The 14,307-nt window shown below is 61.5% G+C and carries 9 protein-coding genes and 1 pseudogene; all 10 read left to right on the top strand.

Annotation, left to right across the window (positions count from 1 at the left end; all coding sequences use genetic code 11):
* Nucleotides 1–15: 15 nt before the first annotated feature.
* Nucleotides 16–3,081 carry a virulence factor SrfB gene (locus tag J4E42_RS07645; protein ID WP_008030519.1) on the top strand — a complete coding sequence of 1,022 codons (3,066 nt, stop codon included), beginning with the start codon at nucleotides 16–18 and terminating at the stop codon, nucleotides 3,079–3,081.
* Nucleotides 3,078–5,792: a putative virulence factor gene (locus J4E42_RS07650; protein WP_207284934.1), complete on the top strand. Its 2,715-nt coding sequence runs from the start codon at nucleotides 3,078–3,080 to the stop codon at nucleotides 5,790–5,792. The genes J4E42_RS07645 and J4E42_RS07650 overlap by 4 nt, the downstream gene beginning before the upstream one ends.
* A 3-nt stretch (nucleotides 5,793–5,795) precedes the next feature.
* Nucleotides 5,796–6,830: a hypothetical protein gene (locus J4E42_RS07655; protein ID WP_207284935.1), complete on the top strand. Its 1,035-nt coding sequence runs from the start codon at nucleotides 5,796–5,798 to the stop codon at nucleotides 6,828–6,830.
* Entirely contained in the window at nucleotides 6,830–8,821 is a 1,992-nt protein-coding gene (locus J4E42_RS07660; protein WP_008037963.1) for a vWA domain-containing protein, read from the top strand. Before J4E42_RS07655 ends, J4E42_RS07660 begins: the two co-directional genes overlap by 1 nt.
* A 10-nt stretch (nucleotides 8,822–8,831) precedes the next feature.
* A complete protein-coding gene (locus J4E42_RS07665) occupies nucleotides 8,832–9,533 on the top strand; it encodes an ABC transporter ATP-binding protein (protein ID WP_207284936.1) in 702 nt (233 codons plus the stop codon).
* Complete coding sequence (locus tag J4E42_RS07670) at nucleotides 9,517–10,740, top strand: ABC transporter permease (RefSeq protein ID WP_207284937.1); 1,224 nt, start codon at nucleotides 9,517–9,519, stop codon at nucleotides 10,738–10,740. The genes J4E42_RS07665 and J4E42_RS07670 overlap by 17 nt, the downstream gene beginning before the upstream one ends.
* On the top strand, nucleotides 10,730–12,274 hold the full coding sequence (locus tag J4E42_RS07675; protein ID WP_008030530.1) for an SUMF1/EgtB/PvdO family nonheme iron enzyme: 1,545 nt from the start codon (nucleotides 10,730–10,732) through the stop codon (nucleotides 12,272–12,274). The genes J4E42_RS07670 and J4E42_RS07675 overlap by 11 nt, the downstream gene beginning before the upstream one ends.
* A gap of 34 nt (nucleotides 12,275–12,308) precedes the next feature.
* Nucleotides 12,309–13,040, top strand: a complete 732-nt coding sequence (locus J4E42_RS07680) for a hypothetical protein (RefSeq protein ID WP_207284938.1) — start codon at nucleotides 12,309–12,311, stop codon at nucleotides 13,038–13,040.
* Between the two features lie 4 nt (nucleotides 13,041–13,044).
* Nucleotides 13,045–13,551, top strand: coding sequence for a hypothetical protein (locus J4E42_RS07685; protein WP_207284939.1), 507 nt, complete (start codon nucleotides 13,045–13,047; stop codon nucleotides 13,549–13,551).
* Between the two features lie 56 nt (nucleotides 13,552–13,607).
* Nucleotides 13,608–14,307, top strand: a pseudogene (locus J4E42_RS07690) (hypothetical protein); the annotation flags it as partial.

Genomic DNA, 14,307 nt, shown 5'->3' on the forward strand with positions numbered 1-14,307 from the left:
ACGGAATAACCCGACATGTTGCCTGAAGTCACCCAATTCGAAGACACCGTCACGCTGGTCAGCGACACCGGCATCCAGTTCATGGATTTCGCCCTGCGCCTGGACCCTCGCAAAGAACCGGCGGGCGAGTTCGCGCCGATGATCAGCGGGTTGATCTGCCGCCTGTCATACAACGAAGAGAAAGACTTCTTTTTCTACGAGCCGGAGCCGGAAAAGGTCGAAAAGGCCAAACCGGCGTTCAGCGTCGACATGAAAAGCAGCCTCGAACTGCTCGACGGTGTCTGGCTGCCGACGCCGTTTTTCCGCTTCATGCCGCCGCACCGCTTCGACGAAGGCCCGACCAACTGGTCGCGCATGCGCCTGGTCAAACTGGCGACGCCCGACATCGACGGCAACACCCACCGCCTGACGATGGCCTTCGACAGCCGCGTGATGCCCAAGCGTGACGGCACCGCTTACCTGGCGCCAAACGAAGAAGACATCAGTTCCGGCGTGTCCTTCAAACTGGCGACCAAGGCCAGCGAAACCCGCTGGTTCCTGGCCCAGCCGTGGGTCAACGAATGGCTGCTGGAAGTATTCAACGAGGGCAATGCCCACCGCTCGCGCGCAGAACTGGACACCGACATCCGCGCCAACTATCACTTGGCGCACTACCTCAACTTGCTGAGCCTTCTGAGCAAGCCATCGGCGGCAGAGCAGTCGACTGCCCGGCCGAAAGTTGAAATCCCTGAATTGAAGGTGGTTGCCAACGACAGCAATGGCCTGGTCAAACCGATTCCGGTGGACCTGGTGCTGGACGTCGGCAACTCTCGCACCTGCGGCATTCTGATCGAGAACCACGGTCAGGCCGGTTCCGGGTTGAAACAGAACTACGTGCTGGAACTGCGCGACCTGATCACCCCCGAACACACTTACAACCTGCCGTTCGAAAGCCGTGTGGAATTCGCCCAGGCGTATTTCGGCAAGGACCACTGTTCGGTCAAAAGCGGTCGGCATGATGCGTTCCAATGGGCAACGATTGCCCGTGTCGGCAACGAGGCCAGCCGTCTGGCCAGCCGTCGTCGCGGCACCGAAGGCTCGACCGGGCTGTCCAGCCCGAAACGTTACCTGTGGGACGAAAACGCCTACGGCCACGGCTGGCGCTTCAACTGCTCGTACATCAAGACCGACAGCGAGCCGTACGCCACCGCCGCGCCGTTCTCGCACCTGATCAACGAAACCGGCGAAGCGCTTTACAGCCTTGAAGAAGACGATCGTCTGCCGGTGTTCATGCCGCGTTATTCGCGCAGCTCGCTGATGACGTTCATGCTCGCCGAGGTCCTGGCCCAGGCGCTGTCGCAAATCAACAGCCCGGCCCAGCGCTCGCGCCAGGGTCACACCCGTGTGCCGCGCCAGCTCAACAGCATCACCCTGACCGTGCCGCCGGGCATGCCGCAGGCCGAGCGCAGCATCCTCAACGAACGCATGCAGCAGGCCATCGGCCTGGTGTGGAAAAGCCTCGGCTGGCATGCCGGCGAGGAAGACCCGCATCAGGACCAGGCCGTCAGCCCGCGCACGCCGATCCCGAGCATCCGCGTCGAATGGGACGAAGCCTCCTGCGGCCAGTTGGTGTACCTGTACACCGAGGTCAACGAGAACTTCGCCGGGCACCCGGAAGAGTTTTTCGACACCCTCGCCCGGCCGGACAAAACCGACCGTGAACGCATCACCCTGGCGACCATCGACATCGGCGGTGGCACCACCGACCTGGTGATCACCGACTATCGCCTCGACCGCGCCGGCAACACCGGCAGCGGCAGCAACGTGCACATCGTGCCCGAGCAGCGTTTTCGCGATGGCTTCAAAGTGGCCGGCGACGACATTCTGCTGGACGTGATTCAGGACTTCGTCCTGCCGAGCTTCGAAAAAGCCTTGCAGATCTCAGGCGTCAAATCGCCCGTCTCGCTGATGTCGCGGCTGTGTGGCGATGAATCGGTCAGCGCCCAGGACATGATCCTGCGCCAGCAACTGAACCTGCAGGTTTTTGCCCCGCTGGGCCTGGCGCTGCTCAAGGCCTACGAGCATTACGACCCGCAAGACCAGCAGGAAGTGAGCACCCAGACGTACCGCCAATTGCTGGGTGACAACGCAATCAGCCAGACCGTGCTCGATTACGTCAATGCCGCCGTGCGTCGTGATGTCGGCAGCCAAAGCGCCTTTGACCTGTACGAATCGTTGATCAGCTTCGACCTGCAAAAGCTCCATGCCGCATTCCTCAACGATCAGATCAACATCACCAAGATCCTCGGTGCGCTGTGTGAAGTGGTCGCGCATTACCCGTGCGACGTCCTGCTGCTGACCGGCCGCCCTTCGCGCCTGCCCGGCATTCAGGCGTTCATCCGCAAGGTGTTGCCGCTGCCACCGGGGCGCATCCTGGCGTTGCAGAACTACCGCACCGGCGGCTGGTACCCGTTCCACAAGAACGGCCTGATCGACGACCCGAAAAGCACCGCTTCGGTCGGCGCGATGCTGTGCCTGTTGTGCGCCAACCACAGTGTGCCGAACTTCTACTTCCGCGCTTCGGCACTCAAACCGTATTCGACGGTCAAAAACATCGGCGTTATCGACCTGAACAACGTGATCAAGGATGCCGACGTGCTGTACCGCGACATTCAGTCCGAAGACTACAAAATCAAGCTGCCGGAAATCGGCACGGGCGACGCCGCCGACACGCCTCAGCTGGAAATGCGCGGCGATCTGCGCCTCGGTTTCCGTCAGCTGGCCGCCGACCGCTGGGCCGCTTCGCCGCTGTACACCTTGCGCTTCACCAAGGCCGGTCGGGAGAAGTTCTCCCGTGCGATCGGTGAAAACGGCAGCGCGCCGCTGCTCAAGGTGCGCTTCGAGGTCAAACCGGCGGACAAGTACACACGCAAGCAGGATCTGGTCAGCGACCGCCTCTCGGTACGCAACATCGAATCCAACTGCAGCAACGTCAACTTCAACCCGCGCAGCGACCTCGAGCTGGAACTCAACACCATGCTCGACGCCGGCCTGAGCGAGACCAAGTACTGGCTCGACAGTGGAAGTGTGAAACGCAAATGAATGACCTGACCCCCGATCAACATCAGCTCTCTACCCGCTGGGCCGCTGTTTATGAAGGTGCCGGTCAGGCGCTGGAATGGATTGGCCAGACCCGTGTCAACGCGCCACGTCTGGACAGCGAAGCCGACAACCTGAACATCCGCCTGCATCGCGCCCGCAACCTGGCCCACAGCCTCGGTCGCGTGGCCTGCACGCCGATGACCATCGGCTTTTTCGGTTTGTCCCAGGCGGGCAAGTCCTACCTGATCTCGGCCCTCGCGGCCGGGCAGAACGGCAAACTGGAAACCGATTTCGGCGGCCAGCGCCTGGACTTCATCAAGCACATCAACCCGGTGGGTGGCGGCAAGGAAGCCACCGGCCTGGTGACGCGCTTCAGCCGGCGGGCCACACTGAGCCAGGACCCGGATTTCCCGGTGGAGCTGACGCTGTTCAAGGAAATCGAGCTGGCGAAGATTCTCGCCAACTCCTGGTTCAAGGATTTCGACCTTGAACGGATTTCCTACGAGATTGACGAAGAACGCATCCAGCGAGTCCTCAAGCCGTTCGAAGGCCGCGAGACCGGGCCGATGCAGCCGGGTGTCAGCGCCGACGATCTGGTGTCGCTGTGGGATTACCTGCGAGACAACTTCCGTAACTCGGTGAAAAAACTCGAGCACCTGTATTGGCCGAAAGCCTTGCAGCTCGCGCCGCGCCTGAATTTCCAGGAACGTGCCGAGCTGTTCGCCATTCTTTGGGGTGAGCAAAGCGAACTGACGCGCGTGTATCAGCAACTGGCCGGCGCGCTGCACAAGCTGGGCCTGCCCGAGACGGTATTCGCGCCGTTGAAGGCCTTGGTGAGTTTCGAAAACGACACTTACAGCCAGCGCGACAGCATCATGAACGTCGACATCCTCGAGCGCTTCGGCAGCCCGCGGGACTTGCCGATCGACGTGCGGCCACGCATCGACGGTCGCCTGCAAAACAGCCAGGGCATTCCCGTTGCGCAACTGGCGGCACTCACGGCGGAAATGACGTTCTGCCTGATCGAAGCCCCGGCCGACGACATCGTCAACCAGGTCGATCTGCTCGACTTCCCCGGCTATCGCGGACGCAAAAAGCTGCACGAAATCGCCAACTCCAGTGACCCGGAATCCGCCACCAAGGACAACTCCGTCTCGCAGCTGATTCTGCGCGGCAAGGTCGCGTACCTGTTTGAGCGCTACACCGACAACCAGGAAATGAACGCGCTGGTGGTGTGCACCGGCTCGACCAAACAAAGCGACGTCAACGACGTTGGCCCGGTGCTGACGCGCTGGATCGAAAAGACCCAGGGCGCCGACGCGGCCGCTCGCAGCAAACGCGACACCGGTCTGATCTGGGCATTGACCATGCTCGACCTGCGCATCACCAACTCCCTGAGCCTGACGCCCGATCAGTACGACGAGAGCTGGAACGGCATGGTCAAGCTGACCATGCTGGAGCGCTTCGGCAGCCTGAGCTGGATGAACGACTGGGCCGGCACGCCGTTCCAGAACACCTTCCTGGTGCGTAAACCGCGTATGGACGCGGCGTTCATCGTCCAGGACGCCAGCGGCGCCGAAACCGGGATCAACGCCAGTTACCAGGAACGCGTCGATGCGCTGGGCGAAAGCTTTGCGAGCAACGCGCTGGTGTGCAAACACGTCAACAATCCTGCCAACACCTGGAAAGAAATGCTGCGCAACGATGACGGTGGCATCAGTCACTTCAGCGGCAGTTTCAAGGGCGTGGCCAATATCGAATTCAAACTGCAGCGCATCCGCGAGCAGCTGGACGAATGCCTTGAAGGCCTGACCACGCATGGTCTGAGCACCTGGTATCACGCCGACGGTGACGGCGCCGCCGCTGCCAAGAAAGCCCAGGCGCAGATGATTCTGTCGACCCTGGGCCGTCGTCCGGCGGTGCTGGGCGAACTCATCGATCAACTCGACATGCCGAGCGAAGAGGTGCGCGACCTGTACCTCAGCGGCGTGTACGAAACCGATGACGAGCCAGCGGTCAGCGATGAACCGGTCGCCCTGACACCGAGCCAGAGCCTGTACGGCAACGACGCCGGTTTCGATTTCGATTTCGGCGATGACGCCAGCCCCGACAGCACACCGGCCAGCAGCAAGCCCCACACGCCGGTCCCGGAACTGCAAAGCAACGAACACCGTTTTGCCAAAGCGGCCTTCAAGGCCTGGGTCGCGCACTTGCGCGAACTGACCACCCGGCAAAGCCTGCTCAACCTGCTGGGACTGGAAAAGGCCTTGCTCGAAGCGGTGGTCGACGAGCTGATCACTGCCGGTTATCGCCAGGATTTGCCGGGGCAACTGAGCCGCGCCGTCCTCAAGCGTGCCCAGAGCGGTGCGCGTCGCGATCAACTGGTTGAGCGCCAGGTACTGGAAGTACAACGCGTGCTGCGCGATTTCGTGTCCTGGTTCGGCTACCTCCAGAAACCCGTGAGCGAGCGCCCACCTAGCCGGACCGGTGCCAAAGCGCCCTTGTTCTCGTTCTATACCGACATCGGTCCGGGACAGGTGCCGGAGTTGCCGCCGCAACCGGCGAACCAGGCGCAACGGTATCTCGGCGATTGGCTTTCGGGCCTGGCCTGTATCACGCAGGACAATGCCGGCCATGGTGCCGGTCGCGAAATCACCCCTGAACAGAACGAACGGCTGGGCCAAGTGCTCACAGCCTTCGCAGCGAGATAAGCAATGCCAATTCGTGTCGACCTGCTCGCCTTAGAACCCAATGTGCCTGGCCGGGCCTGCCTTACTGTGAAGAAATGGCAGGGTGGCGAAGAACAGCTGGAATTTTCCATTCAGCGTAACCAGGACGGTTTCTACCTCCAGGACCAACAGGCCTGGAGCAACAACCCTTTCTGGTTCAAGGTTTCGCGCTTCACTGTCGCCGCCAGTGGCGAAGCTCTTGAAGCCCAGGTCGGCCCGGAAGTGGTCGACCCGCTGCTGGAAGGCAGCGCCAACTCGCAATTCCAGATCGAACTGCGCGAGCAGAGCCTGGGGCATGCCGACAAAGGCGTGGTCCGGCCAGGCGTCGGGCTGTTGCCGTCCACGGCGGGTGGCCAGACGCGCTCGACGTACGGCGGCGCAGATTTGACCGCACCGGTGGCACCAGCACCTGAGATCCCGGAAATCCCGGAAATCCCGGAACTGCCGGAATTGATCTTGCCCACCGCCGAGCCAGAAATCGAACTGGAATCGGTGCCCAACGAACGCGAATACACCCCTGCTCCACCACCGGTGAAGAAGAGCAACAAAGGTCTGCTCGGCCTCGCGCTTGTACTGGTATTGCTGCTGGCAGCAGCGGCCGGGTTCTGGTTCTACAAACGCACGCCGGCGCCTGCCCCGACGGTCGCGGCCGCCGCACCGGCCGGTGCCGACGCACAAGCCTGCACGCTGGAAAGCATGAACAGCCTGCCCGAGCTGACCTTCGTCCAGACCTGCATCAAGGCGGCACCCGACAGCGCCAAGCTGCTGGAAATCATCAACGAAGCCAAGGCCGGCAAACACTGCGGTGTCGCCCAGCGCCTGTACGCCAACCGTGCCCAGGCCGGTGACGCGCTGATCGCCAACGCCTATGCCCGCGAATACGACCCGAAATACCTGAAGGCCAGCGAATGCTTCCCGGTAGCGGATAACGCCACCGCGGCCTACTGGTACGAAACGATCCTCACCCAGGACCCGAACAACGCCGAAGCCAAGCAGCGTTTCGAGGAGTTGCAGAAGTGATGCGTTCACCCGTGAGTCGTTTCCTGCTGAGCAGCGCTGCATTGTTGGCGCTGTGCATCAGCCCGTTGTCCCAGGCTGATGACAAACCGCTGATCCAGGCCGGTAAAAAGACCTTGTTCCAACGCGTGCTGACCACCCCGGGCTGCAAGATCAGCCCGACGGCGGGCGGTGCGGCAGGCGAGGCGCAACCGGTGTTCAGCCGTTTCTACGTGTACGAACGCGCCCAGGCGGCAAACGCCGAGTGGCTGAAAGTCGGCCCCGACAGTTATGGCAAAACCATTGGCTGGCTGCCTGCAAGCTGCACCACCGACTGGAAAATGCAACTGACCCTGGCCTTCACCAACCCGGCCAACCGCGACCGGCTGCTGTTCTTCAAGGAACGCACCACGGTCGAAGGCATTCTCAATGCACCGGACCCGGTGAGCAAAGTCGCCCCGCTGCGCGCCACGTTGAAAAAGGGCAAGCAAGCACCCGGCGTGCTGGCCGAAGAACCTGAATACTTCGTCGACCTGCAAAAGCAGTTCTACCTGTTGCCCGTGCTCAGCGGCGAAGAAGTCATGACCGAAGCCGGTTTCCGCACGCGCCTGCTCAATGTCGCATCGGTCAGCAAGCCCGACGAAAAAGACCCCAAGGGCGGTGCTGCCAACAGCGCGGCCGGGGGCAAGGAAGCTGAGGACAAAGCGGCCAGCCAACTGAAGGAATTCAGCGCGGCAGTGGTGTTTGTCATCGACTCGACGATTTCGATGGACCCATACATCGACCGTACCCGCGAAGCGATCCGCAAGGTTTATCAGCAGATCGAATCGCAGAACCTCGGCAAGCAGGTCAAGTTCGGCATGGTGGCTTTCCGTTCCAATACCCAGGCGGTGCCGGGCCTGGAATACACCACCAAGATGTACGCCGACCCTACCAAGGTGAAAGACAGCGCCGACTTTTTCGCCAAGATCGCCGACCTCAAACAGGCCAAAGTGTCGAGCAGCAGCTTCGATGAGGATGCCTTTGCCGGCGTCATGGAGAGCATCGACAAGGTCGACTGGAGCCAATTCGGTGCGCGCTACGTGGTGTTGATCACCGACGCGGGCGCCATCGAAGGTGACGACAAACTGTCGAAGACCGGTTTGAGCGCTGCACAGGTGCGCATTGAAGCGGCCAACCCGGGCGTGGCGATTTACACCCTGCACTTGAAAACCCCGGCCGGGGTCAAGGATCACGCCAAGGCCGAGGCGCAGTACCAGAACCTGTCGACTTACCCGGGCACCAACACCTCGCTGTACTACCCGGTGAATGCGGGTGATGTGCAGGAGTTCGGGCGCAAGGTCGATGCACTGGCCACCGCGATCACTACACAGGTGAAAGCCGCCTACATGGGCGAAGACGCCATCGGCAGTGCGGCGAACGCCAAGCAGGACCCGGCCGAGAAGAAAATGCTCGAGGACGCCGCACTGATCGGCCACGCCATGCAACTGGCCTATCTGGGCGAGAAGAACAACAGCAAGTCCCCGCCGGTGTTCAAGGCGTGGATCACCGACCGTGACCTGATCAAGCAGAACATCCCCACCACCGACGTGCGGGTGTTGCTGACCAAGTCCCAGCTCAGCGATTTGAGCGACGTGATGAAGAAGATTCTCGACGCTGCCAACGAAGGCTTGATTTCGCCGACAGAAATGTTCGACCGCCTGCGCTCGGTGGCCGCGACCATGGGCGCCGATCCGAACCAGCTCAAGCAGAACAACAACGCCAAACTGGCGGACATGGGCGTGCTCGGCGAATACATCGAAGACCTGCCGTACCAGAGCGAAGTGCTGAACCTGGATGAAGAGACCTGGAAGAGCTGGGACGGTCTGGCGCAGGAGAAATTCATCCGTACGCTCAACACCAAACTGCGGCACTACCAGCGTTACAACGCTGACGTCGACCGTTGGGTGGCGCTGGCCAAGGACAGCGATGCGCGGGACAACGTGTACCCGGTGCCTCTGGAAATGATGCCTTAACGAGACGCCCATGCTCGATATCAGGAACTTGCTGGTGCGCCGTGGTGAAGGCGCGCTGGCCCATCATGTGCGCCTGCCGCACTTGCAGATCGGCGGCGGGGAAATCCTCGCCATCACCGGCGAAAGCGGCAGCGGCAAAAGCACATTGCTTGAGGCCATCGGCCTGCTGCTGGCACCGGTCGAGCTTGAGCGCTTTCGCTTGGGCGCAAAACAGGATCAGGACATCGCCCGATTGCTTGCCACGGATGATCAACCGGCTTTGGCGGCGGTGCGTTCACGGCATCTGGGGTTCATTTTGCAAAGTGGCGGCCTGCTGCCGTTTCTGAGCGTACGCGACAACATCAGCCTGCCGCGCCGTTTGCTCGGCATGTCGGCACACAGCGCGCACATCGACCACGCGGTTGAAGTATTGCGTCTGCAAGGACTGCTGGATAAAAAGCCGCAGGCACTGTCGATCGGCGAACGCCAGCGCGTGGCCTGCGTTCGCGCCATTGCCCATGAACCGCTGCTGCTGTTGGCGGACGAACCGACCGCCGCGCTCGACCCGCACAGCGCCCGGCGCCTGTTTGAATTGCTGCTGAGCCTGGTGTCGAGCATGGGCCTGAGTGCGCTCGTGGTATCCCATGACTGGGCCTTGTTGAAGGATTTCGGCTTGCCGCGACTCGGCGCTATCAGCCGCCAGGGAGAGACTCTGTTTGAACCGATGGACTGACCGACTGCGCCTGCTGGGCACCCTGGCCCTGCAAGACCTGTGGCACGACCGCAAGGTGTCGCTGTGCATCGCCGCGTCATTGGTGGCGGTGATCGCGCCGTTGCTGTTGCTGTTCGGCCTCAAGCACGGGGTGGTCAGCCAGTTGCAGGACGAACTGCTGCGCGACCCGCGTAACCTCGAAGTGAAGATGCTCAGCAACGGCAACTACGACAGTGCCTGGATCGAGCGTCTGCGCCAGCGTCCCGAGACCGGTTTTGCCCTCGGCCAGACACGCTCGCTCAACACCCAGGCGGATTTGCTGATGGGCATGCAACGCTTCGTCGAAGGCGCAGAAATCATCGCCACCGAACCCGGCGACCCGCAACTGAACCTGCCGGAACTCAACCCCACCGGCGATCAAGTGATCCTCAGTGCCCGCGCCGCGCAACGCTTGCAGGCCAAGGTCGGCGATCGCGTGCAACTGCGCGTGCTGCGTCGTCTGGAAGGCGTGAATGAGCGCGGCGAAATGACGCTGAGCGTGCTGGCGATTCTCGATGGCGCCCGTTTCGGCCGCGCCGCCGGGTTTGTCGCCCCGCCGTTGCTGCTGGACCTGGAGCGCTTTCGCGATGGCTATCAGGTCAGTGCGTTCGGCATCACCACCGGCAAGCCTCTGGGTGATCTGCAACCGCTGTATGCCCGCGCTCGCGTGTATGCACACGACATCGACCAAGTGGCGCCGCTGGAGCGCTGGCTCAACGAACAACACATCGAAACCTCGAGCCGACTGGCCGACATCGACAACGTCAAAGCCATCAACCATGTGCTGGGGCTGATCTTCGGTGTTATTGCCCTGGCGGCATTGATTGGCTGTGTGGCGTCGATGGTCGGCGCGTTCCTGGCCAACATCGACCGCAAGCGTAAAAGCCTCGCGGTCCTGCGCCTGTTGGGGTTCAAGCGCACGGCGGTCGCCGGTTTCGTGGTCGTGCAAGCGCTGTTGCTGAGCCTGGCCGGCTACCTCGGCGGATTGGGGTTTTACGCTGTCGGCAGTCATCTGTTCGACTACTTGCTCGGCAGCAGCCAGGCCACAGGCACCTTTGTCTGCCACATCACACTCTGGCATGGCCTCGCCGCCCTGCTTCTGACCTTTCTGGTCGCTACACTGGTGGCCGTGATCGGCGCCGTGCGCGCCATCAGCATCCAACCTGCGGAGAGTCTGCGTGAGCTATAAACGTTTTGGCTTGCTGTTGCCCCTGAGCCTGGGCTACTTGCTCGACGCTTCGGCGGCGGGCTGGGAAGAGAAGTATTACAACCCGATGCCCGAAGCCAGCGACGTCGTTTTGCCGATGCCGTGTGAAGGCTCGATGGTGTTTCGCAAGGTGTTCATTCCGGTCACCGGACCGCTCGACGACTACCCGATCAACATCGGTCAGGACGGCGCGGAATACGGCTATGTCGAGCAGACTCGACCGACGTTTATCGCCGGCAGTTTCACCGGCGCCAAGAACGACAAATCCCGCTACTACCTGATGGCCAAGTACGAGATGAGTCAGTTGCAGTACGCTGCCCTGACCGACGAAACCTGCCCCACCGCCGCGACCAAGATGCGCCTGCCGCAAGTGGCCGTGAGCTGGGTGCAAGCCGTCGAAGCGGCTGACAAGTACAACCTGTGGCTGCGCAAGAACGCCGCCGGCAAGCTGCCGAAAGAAGACGGCGCCCTGGGCTTCCTGCGTTTGCCGACGGAAGTCGAGTGGGAGTTCGCCGCGCGCGGTGGCCTGGAAGTCGGTGCGGCGGAATTCCGCGATACACGCTACCCGATGCCCGACGGCATCAACGCTTACGAGTGGTTTGCCGGGGCGCAATCGTCCAACGGCAAATTGCAGTTGTCCGGCCTGCAAAAGCCCAATCCGCTGGGCCTTCACGACATGCTCGGCAACGTTGACGAAATGATGTTCGAGCCGTTTCGCCTGAACAAACTCGACCGCCAGCATGGCCAGGCCGGTGGCTACGTCGTGCGCGGCGGCAATTACCTGACCGCCCAGGCCGACCTGCGCACCGCGTTGCGCAAGGAAGAGCCGTACTACAACGCCGAAGGCCAGGTAAAAAACAAGACCACCGGCCTGCGCCTGGTATTGGTCTCGCCGACCCTGACCTCTCGCGAACGCGTGGCCAGCATCGAAAACAGCTGGAAGAAACTCGGCACCGGCAGCAAGGAAACCGAATCCGCCGACAAAGGCACGGTTCAGTCGCTGAACACGCTGGCCTCGGGTGTTGAAGACAAAGCGCTGAAGGAAAAGCTCCAGGCTCTGGAAAACCAGCTGCGCGCCAGCAACCAGCAGCAGGAAGAAACCCGCGACCAGGCGATTCGCGCCAGCCTCAATCTGGGTGCGTTCCTGTGCACCAAGATGCTCGACGACGGCCAGTACGTGGATTTCCTGCAGAAAAACTACAAGCTCAATTGCGAAGCCGCCGAAAAAGACGCCAGTTGCGACATGCGCAAGGGCAAGCTCGACGAGCAGAAGGATCGCCTGCACAAACTCAGCCGTTACTACGCCAGCAGCCTGGTGGAGTCGGCGACGTTGTACGGTCAGCCGCTGCTCGAGGCACAGGTTCCGGTGATGGAAGAAATCATTACTCGCAACAAACAGCTTCAGGACCTCAAACCCTACTTGCGCACGCACTGGGCGAATCAGAAGACCTTCCTGCAAAAACAGAAGATCGACACTGAGGCCTGGCTGACCAGCTGCAAGACCGTCACTCAATAACAACACGTCAACACCGTCATCGAGGAGTTTCACCATGTCGCGCAGCCTTTGGACTCGCTTCAAACTACAGATCGCATTCGTCGTTGCCGGCAGCCTGTTGCTGACTGGTTGCGCCAACACCGGCAGTTCGATGCTCGGCGGCAGCGACGGTGCAGACCCGCGCCTGACCCAGGGCAATGACGCGGAGTTCTTCAGCAAGTCCGGTTACCAGGCCTGCGCCGTCGGCGCCGGTGTCGGCATCCTCGGTTGCGCGCTGTCCAACAGCAGCAACAAGGCGGTCTGCGCCATCGCCGCCGGTATTACCGCGTGTGGCGTGGCCATGGGCGCGAACTATTATCTGGATCAACGTCGCAGCGAATACGCCGACACCTCCACCCGTCTGGCGAAGATGAACAGCGAAGTCGAGCAAGACACGCGCAATGTGATTGCCCGCACCGAGACCGCTCAGCAAGTGATCAAGGATGACCAGGCGCGTATCGCCAGGATCAAACAGGACATCGCCAGCAAAAAGGTCGACAAGACCAAAGCCCAGACGCAAATCGCCGAGATCGACAACAACATCGCAATCTTGCGCAAAGACCTCAGCAACATGCGCAAAAAAGTCACCGAGTACAGCAAAGTGGCCGATGCCGAACGCGCCCAAGGCTCCAGCGCCGAGATGAAGCAGGTGGATGTAAGCATTCTGAAAATGAACGAGAAAGTCGCTGCCTTGCAGAAGGAAGTCGACGGTCTCTACAGCCAGCGTTCCGCAATCACTCTGGGTTAAGCACATGAAGCTACGACAACTGGCGGTCCTGACCGCCGTCCTCGCCTTGAGCGGTTGCGCGACCCAGCCGGGCGAATGCGATGCGACCAATCGCGACAGCAGCATGCTGACCAAGATGAACTGCGACTACTCTGGTGGTTACAGCGATCAGGTCAAACAAAAGGAACAGGCCCTGGCCGAGTCCCGCCAGCAAAACGCGATGTTCCGTCAGGTGTACGAGAACATTCAGGCCCAGCAGCTCAGCACCAAAACCGATTTGGCCAGCCAGCAGAAATCCCAGGCTGAACTGAACCAGTCGCTGGGCAAGTTGCTGACCTCACTGAAGGCGCGCCATGGCAATGAAAGCCAGGTGCAAAAGCAGATCGCCGGGCTCGAACAGCAGCTCAAGGACTCGCAGACTGCACCGGTTGCCAAGCCTTCAAAGGCGGCCCTGGCCGCCAAGCAGGAACAACTGAAGGCGCTGCAGAAAAAGGTCAATCAACTGCAATTCAGCCTCGGTTACGAAGAGTAACTTTTCACCCGCAGGCCTCCCGCCGGAGGCCTGCAGCCTTTTCAGGAATCGACGTCATGCAGCGGGTCATCAGGGATGCGCAAGCCACACCAGAGGGGATGAGTGCGCTGCAAGCCAAAGTCGCCCTCATCCAGAAACACTTTCCGCCGACCGTCTCCAGCCTCTTCGCCATCCCGCGAATGGGCAGCGGCGAGGTGCTGGAATGGTGGACCGAACTGGGTGGCCAACCCACGCCCTATGCCGACCTCAACGAGGACGCTCAACGGCGATTGCTGGAAACCTATGAAGTGCGTCAGACGTCCCTTGGACAGTTGGCGGACGAACTGCAAAAACGCGGTCAGCCCACGGAAGCGGATGACCTGCGCAGCCTGCTCGGCGCGCCCGAGCTGGACAAACTCTACAGCCTCAACGGTGAGCCTTTGGTGGTGCGCTGGAACCAGCGCCCGCCAAAACCAGTGGTGCCGCCGGTGGTTCCGCTGGCTCCGGTGGCCGCCGTGGCGCCTTCGCGCCGTGGATGGTGGATCGCCGCGGCATTGCTGGCACTGCTGTTGTTGCTCCTGGCGCTCTGGGCTTACTGGTGGTTTATGCACCGGGAAAAAGTTGTCCCGGTCGAACCGGTCGCCCCGGTGGTGACACCGATCGAGAAACCGGTTGAGCCTGTTCCCGAGCCGGTAGTGGAGCCGGAGCCTGTAGTGGAACCGAAACCGGAACCCGTACCGGTTCCAGAGCCAGAACCAGTGCCCGCCCCCAAACCGG

The organism is Pseudomonas sp. FW300-N2A2 (assembly GCF_017351735.1).
Taxonomy (GTDB): Bacteria; Pseudomonadota; Gammaproteobacteria; order Pseudomonadales; family Pseudomonadaceae; genus Aquipseudomonas; species Aquipseudomonas migulae.